Below are 19039 nucleotides of genomic sequence, written 5' to 3'. Positions count from 1 at the left end.
GATGCGACGCTGGCGCGTCTTATCCGGCCTACAATTTCTTACTCGCTCTGAAACTTATTTAAACCCTTTCTGCTGCTTAATCAGCTCATACGCCTGCTGAATTTCCTGCGCTTTCTGCTTCGCCATCTCCATCATCTCTGGCGGCAAACCTTTCGCCACCAGCTTATCCGGATGGTGTTCGCTCATCAGCTTACGGTAGGCTCGTTTAATGGTGGTTGCATCGTCCGTCGGCTTCACGCCCAGCACGTTACAGGCATCTTCCAGTGTCGGGCCACGCTGCGCTTGCTGCCAGTTACCACCGCCAGATTGCTGCTGATAACCGCCGCCAAATTGCGCCCCACCCTGCATCATGCGCAGAAACTGGTCAAACTGGGCGCGGGAGATCCCTAACTCTTCAGCAATCACATACAACACCGCCCGTTCATTCGGGTGCAGTGAACCATCAGCAAACGCCGCCTGAATCTGGATCTCCAGAAACATACGAATTAAGTCGAAACGACCAAAGCAAACACTGCGAAACTGACGCATCTTTTCGCGCAGCGGGTAATTGTCTGATTTTCCCACCCGAAATGCATTTTGCGCCGCAGTACGGGAAGCACCGTGTAAATTCATCCGATCCATGAGCAATGTGGCAATATGAATATCAGCCTCAGTAACACGTCCTTTGGATTTGGTTAAATGCCCCATTACTTCAAAAGTGGTGGCAAAAAACAGCGCCTGACGCTCGCGCTGGTTGGCGAACCACGCCATTTTGCGGCTGCGGGCTTTATCAAACATATGGCCGATTAACAGACCTAATACAACGCCCCAAAAGCCGCCGCCCATCAGTAAGGCCACGGCCACGCCAATGATTTTTCCCCAATACTGCATATATTCCCCAAATCGACACACGGATATCAGGGCTATCTCCCACAATATAAAGGTGCTTTTACCGTTTTCCGGCTGCGGTCAATTGTGGGACATCGCCTATAATTTGCATTATCATACCTGTCATTCAATGCCGTGCCTAACACCACTGACGCTATTCGGACAGGATTAACACTAGCGTAGAGATGACGAGTACGTTAGTCTCTGACCGTTTGTCACGCGCAACGTTACCGATGATGGAACAATAAAATCAACGTATGAAAAAACGTATCCCCACTCTCCTGGCCACCATGATTGCCACCGCCCTTTATAGTCAACAGGGACTGGCAGCCGACCTCGCCTCACAGTGCATGTTGGGCGTGCCAAGCTATGACCGTCCTCTGGTACAGGGCGATACTAACGACTTACCCGTGACGATTAATGCTGACCACGCAAAGGGGAATTACCCCGATGACGCCGTGTTTACTGGCAGCGTAGATATCATGCAGGGTAACAGCCGTCTGCAGGCCGACGAAGTGCAGCTCCATCAAAAAGAGGCACCAGGACAACCGGAGCCGATACGTACTGTTGATGCGCTCGGTAATGTCCATTACGACGATAACCAGGTGATCCTCAAAGGGCCGAAAGGCTGGGCGAATCTGAACACCAAAGATACCAACGTCTGGGAAGGTGATTACCAGATGGTGGGTCGCCAGGGTCGTGGTAAAGCGGACCTGATGAAACAACGTGGCGAAAACCGCTACACCATTCTGGATAACGGTAGCTTTACTTCCTGTTTGCCAGGTTCCGATACCTGGAGCGTGGTAGGTAGCGAAATTATTCATGACCGCGAAGAACAAGTTGCGGAGATCTGGAACGCCCGCTTTAAAGTGGGTCCGGTTCCGATCTTTTACAGCCCGTATTTGCAGTTGCCGGTGGGTGATAAACGCCGTTCTGGTTTCTTGATCCCGAACGCCAAATACACCACCACCAACTACTTTGAGTTCTATCTGCCATATTACTGGAACATCGCGCCAAATATGGATGCCACCATCACGCCGCATTATATGCATCGTCGTGGCAACATCATGTGGGAGAACGAATTCCGTTATCTCACCCAGGCAGGCGCAGGCTTGATGGAACTGGATTATCTGCCTTCGGATAAAGTCTATGAAGATGAACATCCAGAAGATAGCAATTCACGCCGTTGGTTGTTCTACTGGCAACACTCCGGAGTGATGGACCAGGTTTGGCGCTTTAACATCGACTACACCAAAGTCAGCGACCCGACCTATTTCAACGATTTTGATAATAAATATGGTTCCAGTACCGATGGTTATGCCACGCAAAAATTCAGCGTGGGCTATGCGGTGCAGAACTTTGACGCCACGCTTTCAACCAAACAATTCCAGGTCTTTGACGATAACAGTGGCAACAGCTACGCCGCTGAACCGCAGTTAGACGTCAATTACTACCATAACGATCTCGGTCCGTTTGATACCCGCATCTATGGTCAGGCTGTGCATTTTGTAAATACCAATAGCAATATGCCAGAAGCCACACGTCTGCACCTTGAACCGACAATCAATCTTCCGTTGTCGAATAACTGGGGGAGTCTGAATACCGAAGCCAAACTGATGGCGACGCATTATCAACAGACCAATCTTGACTGGTATAACAGCAACCCACAAAACAATAAGTTGGCAGATTCTGTTAACCGTGTAATGCCGCAATTCAAAGTTGACGGCAAAATGGTCTTTGAACGCGATATGGAAATGCTGGCACCGGGTTACACCCAGACGCTGGAACCGCGCGCGCAATACCTGTATGTGCCGTATCGCGATCAGAGCGATATCTACAACTACGACTCGTCTCTGCTGCAATCTGACTACTCTGGCCTGTTCCGGGACCGGACTTACGGTGGTCTTGACCGTATTGCTTCGGCTAACCAGGTGACGACCGGTGTCACAACTCGCGTATATGATGACGCAGCCGTTGAACGTTTTAATATTTCCGTTGGTCAAATCTACTACTTCACGGAGTCTCGCACCGGCGATGACAACATAACATGGGAGAATGACGACAAAACGGGCTCACTGGTATGGGCAGGCGATACCTACTGGCGCATCTCCGAACGCTGGGGATTGCGTGGCGGCATTCAGTACGATACTCGTCTGGATAACGTAGCCACCAGTAACACCAGCATTGAATACCGTCGGGATGAAGACCGTCTGGTACAGCTGAACTACCGCTACGCCAGCCCGGAATATATTCAGGCTACGCTGCCTAAGTACTATTCCACCGCCGAGCAGTACAAAAACGGTATTTCGCAGGTAGGCGCTGTCGCCAGCTGGCCAATCGCCGATCGTTGGTCAATTGTCGGGGCTTACTACTACGACACCAATGCGAACAAGCAAGCCGACTCAATGTTAGGCGTGCAATACAGCTCCTGCTGCTATGCGATTCGCGTCGGTTACGAGCGGAAGCTGAACGGTTGGGATAACGATAAACAACATGCGGTATATGACAACGCAATCGGCTTTAACATCGAACTTCGCGGCCTGAGTTCCAACTACGGTCTGGGTACGCAAGAGATGCTGCGTTCGAACATTCTGCCGTATCAAAACTCTTTGTGATTTGTTGATTTACCACGTAATCCGCAGTGCGGTTAATTGAAATGGAAAAAGTATGAAGAACTGGAAAACGCTGCTTCTCGGTATCGCGATGATCGCGAACACCAGTTTCGCTGCCCCCCAGGTAGTCGATAAAGTCGCAGCCGTCGTCAATAACGGCGTCGTGCTGGAAAGCGACGTTGATGGATTAATGCAGTCGGTAAAAATGAATGCCGCCCAGGCAAGGCAGCAACTTCCTGATGACGCGACGCTGCGCCACCAAATCATGGAGCGTTTGATCATGGATCAAATCCTCTTGCAGATGGGGCAGAAAATGGGAGTGAAAATCTCCGATGAGCAGCTCGATCAGGCGATTGCCAATATTGCCAAACAGAACAATATGACGCTGGATCAGATGCGCAGCCGTCTGGCCTACGATGGTCTGAACTACAACACCTATCGTAACCAGATCCGCAAAGAGATGATTATCTCTGAAGTGCGTAACAACGAAGTGCGTCGTCGCATCACCATCCTGCCGCAGGAAGTTGAAGCTCTGGCGCAACAAGTCGGTAATCAAAACGATGCCAGCACTGAGCTGAACTTAAGCCACATCCTGATCCCGCTGCCGGAAAACCCGTCTTCTGAGCAGGTAAACGAAGCGGAAACACAGGCGCGTGCCATTGTCGATCAGGCGCGTAATGGCGCTGATTTCGGTAAACTGGCGATCGCTCACTCTGCCGATCAGCAGGCGCTGAACGGCGGCCAGATGGGCTGGGGTCGCATTCAGGAACTGCCGGGAATTTTCGCCCAGGCATTAAGCACCGCGAAGAAAGGCGATATTGTTGGTCCGATTCGTTCTGGCGTTGGCTTCCATATCCTGAAAGTTAACGATCTGCGCGGCGAAAGCAAAAATATTTCGGTAACCGAAGTTCATGCTCGCCATATTCTGCTGAAACCGTCGCCGATCATGACTGACGAACAGGCTCGCGTAAAACTGGAGCAAATTGCAGCGGACATCAAGAGTGGTAAAACCACGTTTGCCGCTGCGGCGAAAGAGTTCTCTCAGGATCCAGGCTCTGCCAACCAGGGCGGCGATCTCGGCTGGGCTACGCCAGATATTTTCGATCCGGCCTTCCGTGACGCGTTGACCCGCCTGAACAAAGGTCAAATGAGCGCACCGGTTCACTCTTCATTCGGCTGGCATTTAATCGAACTGCTGGATACCCGTAATGTCGATAAAACCGACGCTGCGCAGAAAGATCGTGCTTATCGTATGCTGATGAACCGTAAGTTCTCGGAAGAAGCAGCAAGCTGGATGCAGGAACAACGCGCCAGCGCCTACGTTAAAATCCTGAGCAACTAATGGTTAAAACCCAACGTGTTGTGATCACTCCCGGCGAGCCAGCCGGGATTGGCCCGGACTTAGTTGTCCAGCTTGCACAGCGTGAGTGGCCGGTCGAACTGGTTGTTTGTGCCGATGCCACTCTCCTTACTGACCGGGCAGCGATGCTCGGTTTGCCGCTTAATCTCCGCCCTTACTCCCCAGACTCCCCTGCACAACCGCAAACTGCGGGCACATTAACGCTACTTCCTGTCGCGCTACGTGCACCTGTGACTGCGGGGCAATTAACGGTTGAAAATGGGCATTACGTGGTAGAGACGCTGGCGCGAGCGTGTGATGGCTGTCTGAACGGTGAATTTGCCGCGCTGATTACCGGCCCCGTGCATAAAGGCGTCATTAACGACGCTGGCATTCCGTTTACCGGTCATACCGAGTTTTTCGAAGAGCGTTCGCAGGCAAAAAAAGTCGTGATGATGCTGGCAACCGAAGAACTTCGCGTGGCGCTGGCAACGACGCATTTACCGCTGCGCGATATCGCTGACGCCATCACCCCGCCCCTGCTGCATGAAGTCATTTCTATTTTGCATCACGATTTGCAAACCAAATTTGGTATTGCTGAGCCGCGCATTCTGGTCTGTGGCCTGAATCCGCACGCGGGCGAAGGCGGTCATATGGGCACGGAAGAGATAGACACCATCATTCCGGTGCTCGACGAGTTACGGGCGCAGGGTATGAAACTCAACGGGCCTTTGCCTGCCGATACCCTGTTTCAGCCTAAATATCTCGACAACGCCGACGCGGTGCTGGCGATGTACCACGATCAGGGTCTTCCCGTGCTAAAATACCAGGGCTTCGGGCGCGGTGTGAATATTACGCTGGGCCTGCCCTTTATTCGCACATCAGTGGACCACGGCACCGCGCTGGAACTGGCGGGACGTGGCAAAGCCGATGTCGGCAGTTTTATTACGGCGCTTAATCTCGCCATCAAAATGATTGTTAATACCCAATGAATAAACGAGTCCACCAGGGCCACTTAGCCCGTAAACGCTTCGGGCAAAACTTTCTCAACGATCAGTTCGTGATCGACAGCATTGTTTCTGCCATTAACCCGCAGAAGGGTCAGGCGATGGTCGAAATCGGCCCCGGTCTGGCAGCGTTGACCGAGCCAGTCGGCGAACGTCTGGATCAACTGACAGTCATCGAACTTGACCGCGATTTGGCGGCACGTCTGCAAACGCATCCATTCTTAGGCCCGAAACTGACGATTTATCAGCAGGATGCGATGACCTTTAACTTCGGTGAGCTGGCTGAGAAAATGGGTCAGCCGCTACGAGTTTTCGGTAACCTGCCGTATAACATCTCCACGCCGTTGATGTTCCATCTGTTTAGCTATACTGATGCCATTGCCGACATGCACTTTATGTTGCAAAAAGAGGTGGTGAATCGTCTGGTTGCAGGACCGAACAGCAAAGCGTATGGTCGATTAAGCGTCATGGCGCAATATTATTGCAACGTGATCCCGGTGCTGGAAGTACCGCCATCGGCCTTTACACCACCACCAAAAGTGGATTCCGCCGTCGTGCGCCTGGTTCCTCATGCAACGATGCCTTACCCGGTTAAAGATGTTCGCGTGTTAAGCCGTATCACCACCGAAGCCTTTAACCAGCGTCGTAAAACCATTCGTAACAGCCTCGGCAACCTGTTTAGCGTCGAGGTGTTAACGGGAATGGGCATCGACCCGGCGATGCGAGCGGAAAATATCTCTGTCGCGCAATATTGCCAGATGGCGAACTATCTGGCGGAGAACGCGTCTTTGCAGGAGAGTTAACGATGATCAATTCGCCCCGAGTGTGTATTCAGGTTCAAAGTGTTTACATTGAAGCACAATCTTCACCTGATAATGAACGTTACGTTTTTGCTTATACCGTAACCATACGCAACCTGGGGCGAGCGCCAGTGCAGTTGTTGGGGCGTTACTGGCTGATCACCAACGGCAATGGCCGTGAAACCGAAGTCCAGGGCGAAGGTGTGGTGGGCGTTCAGCCGCATATCGCCCCTGGCGAAGAGTACCAGTACACCAGCGGTGCGATAATCGAAACACCGATGGGCACCATGCAGGGTCACTACGAAATGATCGATGAAAATGGCGTTCCATTCAGCATCGACATTCCTGTATTTCGACTCTCCGTTCCAATACTCATTCATTAAAATAATATGGCGACATACCTTATTGGCGACGTTCATGGTTGTTACGATGAACTGATCGCTTTGCTGCATAAAATAGAATTTACCCCTGGGAAAGATACCCTCTGGCTGACGGGTGACCTGGTCGCTCGCGGGCCTGGTTCGCTTGATGTTCTGCGCTATGTAAAATCCTTAGGCGACAGCGTGCGTCTGGTGCTGGGTAATCACGATCTGCATCTGCTGGCGGTATTCGCCGGGATCAGCCGTAATAAACCGAAAGACCGCCTGACACCGCTGCTGGAAGCGCCCGACGCTGATGAGCTGCTTAACTGGCTGCGTCGCCAACCTCTGCTGCAAATCGACGAAGAGAAAAAGCTGGTGATGGCTCACGCGGGGATCACGCCGCAGTGGGACTTAGAGACTGCTAAAGAGTGTGCTCACGACGTAGAAGCAGTATTGTCGAGTGACTCCTATCCTTTCTTCCTCGACGCCATGTACGGCGACATGCCAAACAACTGGACGCCAGAGTTACGCGGACTGGCACGACTGCGTTTTATCACCAACGCTTTTACCCGTATGCGTTTTTGCTTCCCGAACGGTCAACTGGATATGTACAGCAAAGAGTCGCCAGAAGACGCGCCAGCACCATTGAAACCGTGGTTTACCATTCCAGGGCCAGTTAGCGAAGAATACAATATTGTGTTTGGTCACTGGGCATCGCTGGAAGGAAAAGGTACGCCGGAAGGTATTTACGCGCTGGATACCGGATGCTGCTGGGGTGGGACATTAACCTGCCTGCGCTGGGAAGATAAGCAGTATTTCGTCCAGCCATCGAACCGGCATAAGGATATGGGCGAAGCGGCGGCGTCTTAAACACAGCCTGATACAGGAAGGCCGGATAAGACGCGACCGGCGTCGCATCCGGCACTAGCCGTAAATTCTATACAAACTTACCGCCGTTCCAGAATCTCAAAACAATAGCTATGAGAGTTCTGCGCATCGGCGTCGTGGAATTCGCTGAACACCGATTCCCAGTCATCCGGCTCGTAATCCGGGAAATGGGTGTCGCCTTCCACTTCCGCGTCGATATGCGTCAGATACAGTTTTTGCGCTTTTGGCAGGAACTGCTCATAAACGCGACCACCGCCAATCACCATAATCTCCGGTACGTCACCACACGCCGCGATGGCTTCATCCACCGATTTCACCCACGTTACGCGATCGTCCGTACCCGGCTGGCTGCTGATGATAATATTCTTGCGTCCTGGCAGCGGGCGGCCGATGGATTCCCAGGTATGGCGCCCCATAATCACGGGTTTATTTAAGGTGTTACGTTTAAACCAGGCGAGATCGGCAGGCAGGTTCCACGGCATGGCGTTTTCCATGCCGATAACGCGATCTACCGCTAACGCCGCAATCAGACTGATCATTGAGATTTCCCGATAAAAAAAATTGTCGCCACTATACGTAAAGCGTAAACCGTCGTCGACTGGTGTGAGGATGATGTTGAGGAAAATTTTATATTCTGCTGGCGAGTCCACGCTATGTCCGTGGACTCGCCTCATTACAGTTGCGCAAAAACAAACAGTTAGTTGTAAAGTGCGTGCTACACCACACTTTCTGATTACGATGGCTTAGTTTCTGGCTCATCCGCCATGTTGCCGGTATGTTTTCCTTCCTCGGTTCCCTGCCAGCCATGCCGTTGAATTAATGACAGATGTTCACGATCCTCGGTAATGATCTCGCTTAACATCGCGCTGGTGCGTTTATAGACCGCCGCGCGGGCTTTGGTGTCGTTCTCAACCATTGCCATCTCTTCCACCATCTCAATATTAAAGCGGCGGAACACATCGGCACGTTCTCGCGCTTCATATGGCCCAAGACCTAAACTTTCCAGCGCCAGACGCCCGGTTTTCAGCGCACCTTCAAAGGTTTCACGCTCCGGCTTTTCAACGCCAGCCTGTCGCAAACGGATGTAGTGATCGACATCGCGGGCGCGGGCAATAATCTGCAAATGCGGAAAATGTTCTTTCACCATCTCCGTCAGTTGCAGATTGGTTTGCGGATCGTCGATGGCGTTAATCAGCACTTCCGCTTTCGCCGCTCCCGCAGATTCCAGTAAATCCATCCGCGTGGCATCACCGTAAAAGACTTTCATGCCGAATTTGCGCAACGTTTCGATATGGTCAGGATCGTGATCGAGCACCACCATTTTTACCCCACTGGAGAGCAGTAAACGTCCGGTGATCTGCCCAAAACGACCGAATCCGGCGATAATCACGCGCGGCTGTTCTTCATCGATCTCATCGGCTTCACGCGCTTCTTCAGTAGAAGATTGCTCAAGGCGATTGAGGATCACCAGCAGAATCGGCGTTGCCGCCATCGACAGCGCCACCGCCAGGGTCAGAGATTTCGCCCACTCCGGCTCCAGCACATTTGCCATTTGCGCCGCACCAAACACCACAAAGGCAAACTCGCTGCCCTGCCCTAACAGCACCGCAAACCAACGACGCTGTTTATTCGGCACCTGTAATGGCCGGGCAATCAGCCACAACATGGCGATTTTGATGATGAGGAAACCAAGCAGCAAAATGACAATGCGCAATGGGTTTTCAAGCAGCGTGCCAAAGTCTATCGACATGCCAACACCGATGAAAAACAGCCCCAGCAGCAAACCTTTAAATGGTTCGATATCGCTTTCCAGCGCATGACGGTATTCCGAGCTTGCCAGCAGTACGCCCGCCAGAAACGCGCCCATCGCCATCGACAAGCCAACCTCTTCCAGCAGCAAACCAAAGCCAAACACGAGGAATAAAGCCACGGCGCTGAATACTTCCCGCAAGCCAGAGCGGGCAACAAAACGCAGCGCCGGACGCGTGACATAGCGCCCCAGCAATACCACCAGCACCAGCGCCCCCGCCACTTTTAACGCCGAGAGAGCAAATGCGCCCATCGTCGTCGAGGCACTGCTCGCCGCCAGTAGCGGGATCATCGCTACCAGAGGGATCGCGGCGATATCCTGGAACAGCAGCACCGCAAAGGCGCTGCGTCCCATTTGCGTCACCATCAGGTTACGCTCATTCATCGCCTGCATGGCAATCGCCGTAGAAGAGAGCGCCAGCGTCATGCCGATCAATTCCGCTACCTGCCAGCGCAGCCCAAGTAACATGCAGAAGAGCCCCAGTAGGCCGCCGCAAATCACCATCTGCAATGCGCCACCGCCGAACACTGCCGCACGCAGCTTCCACAACCTTTGTGGATCGAGTTCGAGGCCAATAATAAATAGCATCAGCACCACGCCAATCTCGGCAAAGTGCAGAATAGATTCGGCATCAGTCACCAGTCGCAGCCCCCACGGGCCAATAATGCAGCCCGCAATCAGGTAGCCAAGTACCGATCCCAGACCGAGGCGTACCGCAATGGGTACAATCAGCGCCGCCGAACCGAGATAAATCAGCGCCTGAATCAGCGTATGGCTATCCATGATGTGCCTCCTGCCATTCCAGCAGACGTTGCTTATAGTGGCGCGCCTGCCCTTCGAGGGTTTCGTCGTCACAAATAAAGGTGCAGTGCATGGCAAACGGCGGCAGCCAGTTCAGCCCGCAGTAGATTGCCGTCGCCTGTAGCGGCTGCGACAGCACATCAAAGCCCGGATGCGCACCAATTTCAAAATGGCTTTCCCCGCCGCCGGTCGTCACCGCCCACAGCAAGTGTTTGCCATGCAGCGCCGTACCGCCGTGACCGTAAGCCCAGCCGTGCGAGAGGACTTTATCGATCCAAAGTTTAAGGAGCGGTGGAATGCTGTACCACTGCATCGGGTGCTGCCAGACGATCAGATCGGCGCGAGACAGCGCCTCCTGCTCGGCGGCAATATCGATATTGAAGTCAGGATAGAGTTGATAAAGAGAGCGAATTTCGACGCCTTCCAGCGTCCTTGCCTGTTCAAGCATCCGTTTATTCGCATGGGAATGATGCGGATACGGATGCGCATAAATTATGAGGATCATAGTTATTAGCCCGCGTGTTTACGCCTTTGTTTTCCCACAAAGTGTAGTCACATATTCACGCGGCTTATAGTCAATAATATTGATTCAGAAAAGAGAGAATTCTGAATAAATTACCCCGCTCGCTGCCTGCGGATCGTCATATTGCTGGTCTGCGCCAGTGACATCCCACGGGTTTCCGGGGCAAACGCTACGGAAATCAACAAGCCAAACAGCGAGATCCCCGCCCCCATTAGCATCGTGTTACTGATACCGTAATTATTGATAAAGATCGGCAGTGCCCAGGTCGAAACAATGGTGCCAATACGGCTTAAGGACATAATCACGCCCACGGCAGAGGCGCGAATATCTGTCGGGAAGAGTTCATTAGGATAGAGCCACTGCAAATTACCCGGCCCGCCAGAAAAAAAGGCATACACCGCAAAGGCCATTACTACCAGCCAGATCCCCATATCCGGGATCAGCCCTAAAACCGCCAGCGCCAGCGTCATCATGGCAAAACTGCCAATCAACAATGGACGCCGTCCGGCAGTGTTTAACCACAGCATCGGCGGAATACAGCCGAGCATAAAGAACAGGCTAATCACCACGTTCCCCAGCGCCGCGTTTTTGCCAACACCCAATCCCAACAAACCAACGATTTGCGGGCCAAAGGTGTAAATGGCGAACATTGGGATCACCTGGCAGGTCCAGATGGCGGCAACAAACAGAACAAAAGGAAAATGGCGGCGATTAAACAGATCGCGAAAACGGGTTTGCTGCGGCTGCTCTTCATCGAAAGCCACCGGTTCGCCAAACAGTTTGATCATCATCTCTTCGCACTCTTTTACTCGCCCTTTGCGTAACAACCAGCGGGGAGATTCAGGCAGTTCGAATCGACCAATCAAAATCAACAAACAGGGGATCGCTGCGCTACCCAGCATCCAGCGCCAACCACCTTCCACATCATAAAGCCAGTAACCGACCAGATCGGCGCAGGTCGCGCCGACATACCACATCGCGGCAATAAAGCTGATGGAAAACGCCCGCTGACGGGTACTGGAGAACTCAGTGATCATCGAAGTGGCGATGGGATAATCTGCACCGATGACAATGCCGATGAGTACCCGCATCACTAACAGTTCGACGGGGGATGAGACAAACATCGTCGCCACCGATATCACGCCGATGGCGATGATATCGATGAGGAACATTTTGCGCCGTCCGACTTTATCGGAGATATAGCCAAACAGCGATGTGCCAACGAACAGCCCGGCGAGCGTTCCCGCGCCCAGCAAGCCAATCCAGTCAGCGTCCAGTTTCAGCGCCGGACTCAGTTGCTCCAGCGCCACGCCAATCATTACCAGTACATAACCATCCAGAAACGGACCACCGCTTCCCCACAGCAAAATGCGGCGGTGAATAGAAGAGAATTTAAGATCGTCAAAGTTTCTGGACGGTTGCATGGGTTATTCCTGTTTTTTTGCAATGAGAGTCAGTACGGCGTTACGTATCAAACCAACATCAGCCGTAACGGAACTCCACACCAAAGGTGCCGCGCGGGTATTCCCACTGTTCCAGCGCCGACCCCAGCCCCAGAATGCGACAGGTGCCGCACTCCAGACATCCGGCGTAATCGAAGCGCACACTGCCGTCATCCTGCTTCTTGTACAGACCTGCGGGGCACGCTTTCACCAGCAGCTCCAGCGCCTGTTTATCGGCATCGGCCTTCACAACAATGTGCGGATGCTCTTCATCGACATTGAATTTATTGACGCCCAGTTTGACGTCCACATTGACGGGAGAAGTCATAAAACGGTCACTCCTTTCATGCCATCCTTGATCAGATTGATGAAGCCCACTTTCTTGCCGTGGCGGAGGATTTTCTTGCGCATCAGTTCCGGCGCGCTGCCATCAATGGTGAACAGGTCACGCGCCACGCCCACCGCCAGTTCCGGGTAGCCGCTAAACATGCGTGGGTTATCAAGGAACGCCGGTAGTTTTTGGTACATACGCATATCGCGCAGCGGGCCACTCTCAAGATGCTGACGATATTCCGCCAGTTTTTGCTTACTGAAATCGTCGCTTTTCATCGCTGAAAGCACGGTTTTTGCTGCGGCTTCCCCGGCGGCAATCGCCAGATCCATACCGCGAATGGTAAAACCGAGGTTCATACACATTCCGGCGGCATCACCGGCAATCAGTACGCCGTCACCAACCAACTCCGGCAGCATGTTGATGCCTGCTTCCGGCACTACGTGAGCGGAATATTCCACCAGCTTGCCGCCCGCGATCAGCGGTGCAACGGCCGGATGTTGTTTGAAATCTTCCAGCATTTGCGGCACCGATTTTTTTGCGTCATGCAGATGATGGAGACCACAAACCAGCCCCAGCGACAGGGTATTTTCATTGGTATAAAGGAAGCCGCCGCCCATCAGGCCATCGGTGGGGGAACCCGCAAATAGGCAAGCCGCCCCCTGATTACCCTGCAACTGAAAACGGTCTTCAATAACCGACTTCGGTAACTCGATCAGTTCCTTCACGCCAACCGCCACATCCGTCGGTTTGACGCGTTTTGCCATCCCCAACTTTTCGGCAAGGATGGAGTTCACCCCATCAGCAAGGATCACCGTTTTCGCTTCAATCACATCGCCATCGGCTTCTACACCGACGACTTTACCATCGCGCTGTACGAGGTTATCGACACGAATCCCGGTAATTAACTGCGCGCCCGCTTCTTCGGCCTGCTCCATTAACCAGGCATCAAATTTACTGCGCAAAACAGAGTAAGAACGCTGGGATGGCGAGGTTTCGTCACCGTTGCAGTAGTCCATAGTCATCGCTGACTTTTCCGTCATAAACGCGAGTTTTTCATGGGTAATCAGGCGTTCTACGGGGGCGGATTCGGCGAAACCTGGAATAATGTGTTCCAGACTGTGGGCATAGAGACGCCCGCCAGTGACGTTCTTGGCACCTGCGGAATTGCCACGCTCGATAACTAACACTTGCACCCCTTCGCGGGCGAGCACCAGTGCGGCAACCGAACCGGCAAGCCCTGCACCGACGATGATGGCGTCAAAGATATCTTCGGACATAAGAGCTCCCTGTCAGCGGCAGGGCCGAAATGCAGCCCTGCCAGAGTGGATCAACGCGCTAAAGCTGCGGTCAGCGCCGGAAGGATCTTCACGGCGTCGCCAACAATGCCGTAATCCGCGTACTGGAAGATCGGCGCATTTTTATCTTTATTGATGGCGAAAATGGTTTGCGACGCGTTAGCGCCAACCATGTGCTGGATCTGCCCGGAGATCCCCACAGCCAGGTACAGTTCAGGTTTCAGCATCAGGTTGGAGATACCGACATAGCGTTCGTGCTCCATCCATTTTTCGTTTTCTGCCACCGGACGAGAACAGGCCAACTCCGCACCTATCGCCCTGCAAAGCTGTTCTGCCAGCGCAATGTTCTCTTTGCTGCCAATACCGCGACCGACGCTGACCACCAGGCGGGCTTTGTCGAGATCGACGCTGTTGCTCTGGCGCGCCTGGGTTACCGTGCGGGTAATCGCCACAGCCGGAGCCTGCCACTCCACGGTGTGCGTTTCGCCAGTGCGTGACGCGTCTGGCTGAGCCGCATCGAACGTGCCGCTGCTGATAGTCAGTACCGCATACGGCGTGGCAATGCGTTCTTCGCCAATCGCCAGACCACCGTAAACCATGTGTTTCACTGTCGCTTTACCGTCCTGTACGCTGACGGTGCTAGCATCGTTAGACACCGCCGCTTTAAGGCGATAACCCAGTTTTGCCGCCAGTAATTTGCCGCGACGGGTGTTTGGCAACAGCACCAGACCGTCTGCGGCGTGCTGGCGAATAGTGTCAGCCATGACACCGGCGTAATCTTCGATCATCCGATCGTCCGGTTTGCCGTTTAATTTCCAGACATGATTAGCGCCGAGCTGGATTGCCTGTGCGCCGTCGGCATCATTGAGGACAAAGGTGTTGATTTGATTAGCTAAAGCCTGCGCACCGTTCATCAGTTCCGGCAGACGAGAAGGGGTATCGCTGAATACCCAGACTTGAGAAAACGTGTTCATAGCATCCCCTGTAATTAAATGACTTTGCGAAGATTTTCAGCAAATGCGGCGATCTGTTCTTCACCGTCGCCTTCAATCACGATGCGCTGACGCTCGCGCTGTTTCGGCGCGGCAACCTGTTGTTCTGACCAGGCTGCCTCTGCGTTAAAACCGATATCCGCCGCCGACCATACCTGGACTGGCTTTTTCGCCGCGCCGAGAATGGCTTTCATCGAAGGAATTTGTGGGGAGTTGATATCAGTGGAAACAGCAACAACCGCAGGCAGCGGAATGCTTAAGGTTTCGGTTTCATCTTCCAGTTCGCGCTCAACGGTGAGGGTATCTGCCGTCAGGGAGATAATTTTGCTGACGCCGTTAACTGCCGGAATATTGAGGATTTCGCCCACCAGCAGACCAACCTGCTGGGCATAAAGGTCGGAAGAACCATCGCCACAGAGGATCAGATCAAAGCCTGCTTTCTGGGCAGCCGCAGCCAGTGCGGTCGCAGTTTGTTGCGGCAGTGCCTGCTCGAACTGATCATCAATCACTACAATCAGTTCATCCGGGCCGCGCGACAACACATCTTTACGCCCTTTGGCGTTGGTCAGGGCTTTACCACCCACACTTAAGGCCGTCACCTGCACCTCTGCCGCCTGCTGTTTTAACTGGCAAGCCGCTTCAATAGCGTTGAGATCGTATTGGCTTATTTTGGCATCGGCTTTGCTGAAGTCTAATGAACCATCAGCATTATTGACCGCAATATCCTGTTCATCAGGCACGCACTTATAGCAAGTAATAATCTTCATTGCATCTCCAGAAATCATGAAGGAAACGTCGTTCATATCGGTGGTGTTAATTACAGATATCACGCCCTTTAATTTGGAAATAAAACTTTAATCACCAATATTGAAAATGTCACACGCAGATAAATCCAACTTTCAATATTGTTAAGTCCCTCACCAATATTGAAAAAATGGCGTAGCAAAAAGAAATTTTCAATATTGTTTTATAGATCACCAATATTGAAAGTCAGATGCTATTTTTTTACGCACAACAAAACATAACTAACTGATTAACAAATAATATTTACATCAAAAGCTCTTGTTTTTACCCGATAGAAAAATGTGATTCAAATCACAGAATGCAGCCAATTGAATACCCATTATGAGTTAGCCATTAACGCGTTTACGAGGTTAATAACAATTATATTAAATGTTAACAAAAATAAAACAAACGGGAACGCAAAATAAATATTCGTTTTCACAGTGGAATTAACTCATGAAAGATAAAAAGAGAAAAACGGGAATAGAACCGAAGGTATTCTTTCCGCCGTTAATAATCGTTGGCATACTTTGCTGGCTTACAGTCAGAGATCTGGATGCGGCGAATGTTGTTATTAATGCTGTATTCAGTTACGTCACCAATGTATGGGGATGGGCATTTGAATGGTATATGGTGGTGATGCTTTTCGGCTGGTTCTGGCTGGTGTTTGGCCCGTATGCCAAAAAGCGTTTAGGTAACGAACCACCAGAATTTAGCACCGCCAGTTGGATCTTTATGATGTTCGCCTCCTGTACGTCTGCTGCCGTACTGTTCTGGGGATCGATTGAGATCTACTACTACATCTCCACCCCGCCGTTTGGCTTAGAACCGAACTCGACAGGAGCGAAAGAGTTGGGGCTGGCTTACAGCTTGTTCCACTGGGGACCTCTGCCGTGGGCCACTTACAGCTTCCTTTCAGTCGCCTTCGCTTACTTCTTCTTTGTCCGCAAAATGGAAGTGATTCGCCCCAGCTCCACCCTGGTGCCGCTGGTAGGTGAAAAACACGCCAAAGGGTTGTTCGGTACTATTGTCGATAACTTCTATCTCGTCGCCTTGATCTTCGCGATGGGCACCAGTCTCGGCCTTGCCACACCGCTGGTGACCGAGTGTATGCAGTGGTTGTTTGGCATTCCGCATACCCTGCAACTGGACGCCATCATCATTACCTGCTGGATTATCCTCAACGCCATTTGCGTCGCCTGCGGCCTGCAAAAAGGGGTACGTATCGCCAGTGATGTGCGTAGCTACCTGAGCTTCCTGATGCTGGGTTGGGTGTTTATCGTCAGTGGTGCCAGCTTCATCATGAACTACTTCACCGACTCGGTGGGGATGTTGCTGATGTATCTGCCGCGCATGTTGTTCTATACCGATCCTATCGCCAAAGGCGGCTTCCCGCAGGGCTGGACGGTTTTCTACTGGGCATGGTGGGTGATTTACGCTATCCAGATGAGTATCTTCCTGGCGCGTATTTCCCGTGGTCGTACCGTGCGTGAACTGTGCTTCGGCATGGTGCTGGGGCTGACAGCCTCCACCTGGATCTTGTGGACCGTGCTTGGTAGTAACACTTTGCTGTTGATAGATAAAAACATCATCAACATTCCGAACCTGATCGAACAGTACGGTGTGGCGCGCGCCATCATCGAAACCTGGGCCGCTCTGCCGCTCAGCACCGCTACCATGTGGGGCTTCTTCATTCTTTGCTTTATTGCCACCGTTACGCTGGTTAACGCCTGCTCTTATACCCTGGCGATGTCCACCTGCCGCGAAGTACGCGACGGCGAAGAGCCGCCGCTGCTGGTGCGTATCGGCTGGTCAATTCTGGTTGGCATTATCGGCATTGTTCTGCTGGCGCTCGGCGGCCTGAAACCGATTCAAACCGCCATTATCGCCGGAGGATGCCCGCTGCTCTTCGTCAACATTATGGTGACGCTCTCCTTTATTAAAGACGCGAAACAGAACTGGAAAGATTAATTAACCCCCAAAATATCAAGAGGTTGAAAGATGGATTTTAATTTAAATGATGAGCAGGAACTGTTTGTCGCCGGTATCCGTGAACTGATGGCCAGTGAAAACTGGGAAGCCTATTTTGCCGAGTGCGACCGTGACAGCGTCTACCCGGAACGATTTGTTAAAGCACTGGCGGATATGGGTATCGATAGCCTGCTGATCCCCGAAGAACACGGTGGTCTGGACGCAGGATTCGTCACCCTCGCCGCCGTGTGGATGGAACTGGGGCGTCTGGGGGCGCCAACCTACGTGCTGTACCAGTTGCCGGGTGGGTTTAACACCTTCCTGCGCGAAGGCACACAAGAGCAGATCGACAAGATTATGGCGTTCCGTGGCACGGGTAAGCAGATGTGGAACTCAGCGATTACCGAACCGGGCGCGGGCTCCGACGTGGGTAGCCTGAAAACGACTTATACCCGTAGAAATGGTAAGATTTATCTTAATGGTAGTAAGTGTTTTATTACCAGCAGCGCCTACACCCCGTACATCGTGGTGATGGCGCGCGACGGTGCTTCTCCGGACAAACCTGTCTACACCGAATGGTTTGTTGATATGAGCAAACCGGGCATCAAAGTGACCAAACTTGAGAAGCTCGGTCTGCGTATGGATAGCTGCTGTGAAATCACCTTTGACGATGTGGAACTGGACGAGAAAGACATGTTCGGTCGGGAAGGTAACGGCTTTAACCGCGTGAAAGAAGAGTTCGACCACGAACGTTTCCTGGTAGCCCTCACCAACTACGGTACGGCGATGTGCGCCTTTGAAGATGCGGCGCGCTACGCCAATCAGCGAGTGCAGTTTGGCGAGGCTATTGGTCGTTTCCAGTTGATTCAGGAAAAATTCGCCCACATGGCGATCAAATTAAACTCCATGAAAAACATGCTGTATGAAGCAGCGTGGAAAACAGACAACGGCACCATCACCTCTGGCGATGCTGCGATGTGCAAATACTTCTGCGCCAATGCGGCATTTGAAGTGGTGGACAGCGCAATGCAGGTGCTGGGCGGCGTCGGGATTGCGGGTAACCACCGCATCAGCCGCTTCTGGCGTGACCTGCGTGTAGACCGCGTCTCCGGGGGATCTGACGAAATGCAGATCCTGACGCTGGGTCGTGCGGTGCTGAAGCAATACCGCTAAGTCCGTGCGCTGCCTGATGCGACGCTTGCCGCGTCTTATC

At 52.5% G+C, this 19039-nt stretch carries 17 protein-coding genes; 8 read left to right on the top strand and 9 right to left on the bottom strand.

Annotated features, from left to right (window positions below):
* Positions 1-54: 54 nt before the first annotated feature.
* Positions 55-870: a co-chaperone DjlA gene (gene djlA, locus EQY_RS0115795; RefSeq protein ID WP_001200584.1), complete on the bottom strand. Its 816-nt coding sequence runs from the start codon at positions 868-870 to the stop codon at positions 55-57.
* Positions 871-1124: 254 nt separating this feature from the next.
* Here djlA and lptD point away from each other — a divergent pair, with 254 nt between their 5' ends.
* Genes lptD through apaH form a run of 6 tightly spaced genes read left to right on the top strand, consistent with a single transcriptional unit; the run spans position 1125 to position 7857 of the window.
* A complete protein-coding gene (lptD, locus tag EQY_RS0115790) occupies positions 1125-3482 on the top strand; it encodes an LPS assembly protein LptD (RefSeq protein ID WP_000746180.1) in 2358 nt (785 codons plus the stop codon).
* 52 nt (positions 3483-3534) lie between these two features.
* Positions 3535-4821, top strand: coding sequence for a peptidylprolyl isomerase SurA (surA, locus tag EQY_RS0115785; protein WP_000800488.1), 1287 nt, complete (start codon positions 3535-3537; stop codon positions 4819-4821).
* A complete protein-coding gene (pdxA, locus tag EQY_RS0115780) occupies positions 4821-5810 on the top strand; it encodes a 4-hydroxythreonine-4-phosphate dehydrogenase PdxA (RefSeq protein WP_000241235.1) in 990 nt (329 codons plus the stop codon). The genes surA and pdxA overlap by 1 nt, the downstream gene beginning before the upstream one ends.
* Positions 5807-6628, top strand: a complete 822-nt coding sequence (gene rsmA / locus EQY_RS0115775) for a 16S rRNA (adenine(1518)-N(6)/adenine(1519)-N(6))-dimethyltransferase RsmA (protein WP_001042779.1) — start codon at positions 5807-5809, stop codon at positions 6626-6628. Before pdxA ends, rsmA begins: the two co-directional genes overlap by 4 nt.
* Positions 6629-6630: 2 nt before the next feature.
* A complete protein-coding gene (gene apaG / locus EQY_RS0115770; protein WP_000610899.1) occupies positions 6631-7008 on the top strand; it encodes a Co2+/Mg2+ efflux facilitator ApaG/CorD in 378 nt (125 codons plus the stop codon).
* Between the two features lie 6 nt (positions 7009-7014).
* A complete protein-coding gene (apaH, locus tag EQY_RS0115765) occupies positions 7015-7857 on the top strand; it encodes a bis(5'-nucleosyl)-tetraphosphatase (symmetrical) ApaH (protein WP_000257166.1) in 843 nt (280 codons plus the stop codon).
* Between the two features lie 77 nt (positions 7858-7934).
* Here apaH and folA read toward each other — a convergent pair whose 3' ends face one another.
* The 8 genes from folA to EQY_RS0115725 all read right to left on the bottom strand — a co-directional run bounded on the left by folA (position 7935) and on the right by EQY_RS0115725 (position 15839).
* Complete coding sequence (folA, locus tag EQY_RS0115760) at positions 7935-8414, bottom strand: type 3 dihydrofolate reductase (protein ID WP_024212612.1); 480 nt, start codon at positions 8412-8414, stop codon at positions 7935-7937.
* Positions 8415-8608: 194 nt separating this feature from the next.
* Complete coding sequence (gene kefC / locus EQY_RS0115755; RefSeq protein ID WP_000377116.1) at positions 8609-10468, bottom strand: glutathione-regulated potassium-efflux system protein KefC; 1860 nt, start codon at positions 10466-10468, stop codon at positions 8609-8611.
* On the bottom strand, positions 10461-10991 hold the full coding sequence (kefF, locus tag EQY_RS0115750) for a glutathione-regulated potassium-efflux system oxidoreductase KefF (protein ID WP_000600737.1): 531 nt from the start codon (positions 10989-10991) through the stop codon (positions 10461-10463). The genes kefC and kefF overlap by 8 nt, the downstream gene beginning before the upstream one ends.
* A 110-nt stretch (positions 10992-11101) precedes the next feature.
* On the bottom strand, positions 11102-12433 hold the full coding sequence (locus tag EQY_RS0115745) for an MFS transporter (RefSeq protein WP_001183181.1): 1332 nt from the start codon (positions 12431-12433) through the stop codon (positions 11102-11104).
* 58 nt (positions 12434-12491) lie between these two features.
* Entirely contained in the window at positions 12492-12779 is a 288-nt protein-coding gene (fixX, locus tag EQY_RS0115740) for a ferredoxin-like protein FixX (RefSeq protein WP_000203741.1), read from the bottom strand.
* Entirely contained in the window at positions 12776-14062 is a 1287-nt protein-coding gene (locus tag EQY_RS0115735) for an FAD-dependent oxidoreductase (RefSeq protein ID WP_001287785.1), read from the bottom strand. The genes fixX and EQY_RS0115735 overlap by 4 nt, the downstream gene beginning before the upstream one ends.
* Before the next feature lie 50 nt (positions 14063-14112).
* Positions 14113-15054: an electron transfer flavoprotein subunit alpha/FixB family protein gene (locus EQY_RS0115730; RefSeq protein ID WP_001091493.1), complete on the bottom strand. Its 942-nt coding sequence runs from the start codon at positions 15052-15054 to the stop codon at positions 14113-14115.
* Positions 15055-15068: 14 nt separating this feature from the next.
* Positions 15069-15839, bottom strand: coding sequence for an electron transfer flavoprotein FixA (locus EQY_RS0115725; protein ID WP_000692227.1), 771 nt, complete (start codon positions 15837-15839; stop codon positions 15069-15071).
* Positions 15840-16311: 472 nt separating this feature from the next.
* On the opposite strand from EQY_RS0115725, the gene caiT reads away from it, so the two are divergent.
* A complete protein-coding gene (gene caiT, locus EQY_RS0115720; RefSeq protein ID WP_000653341.1) occupies positions 16312-17826 on the top strand; it encodes an L-carnitine/gamma-butyrobetaine antiporter in 1515 nt (504 codons plus the stop codon).
* Positions 17827-17856: 30 nt separating this feature from the next.
* The gene (gene caiA, locus EQY_RS0115715) at positions 17857-18999 is read left to right on the top strand and encodes a crotonobetainyl-CoA dehydrogenase (protein WP_000347118.1); all 1143 of its coding nucleotides are present in this window, start codon (positions 17857-17859) and stop codon (positions 18997-18999) included.
* The last annotated feature ends 40 nt before the right edge of the window (positions 19000-19039 follow it).

Source organism: Escherichia sp. TW14182, assembly GCF_000208525.1.
GTDB lineage: Bacteria > Pseudomonadota > Gammaproteobacteria > Enterobacterales > Enterobacteriaceae > Escherichia > Escherichia ruysiae.
This window is presented reverse-complemented; position numbering and strand designations above follow the sequence as displayed.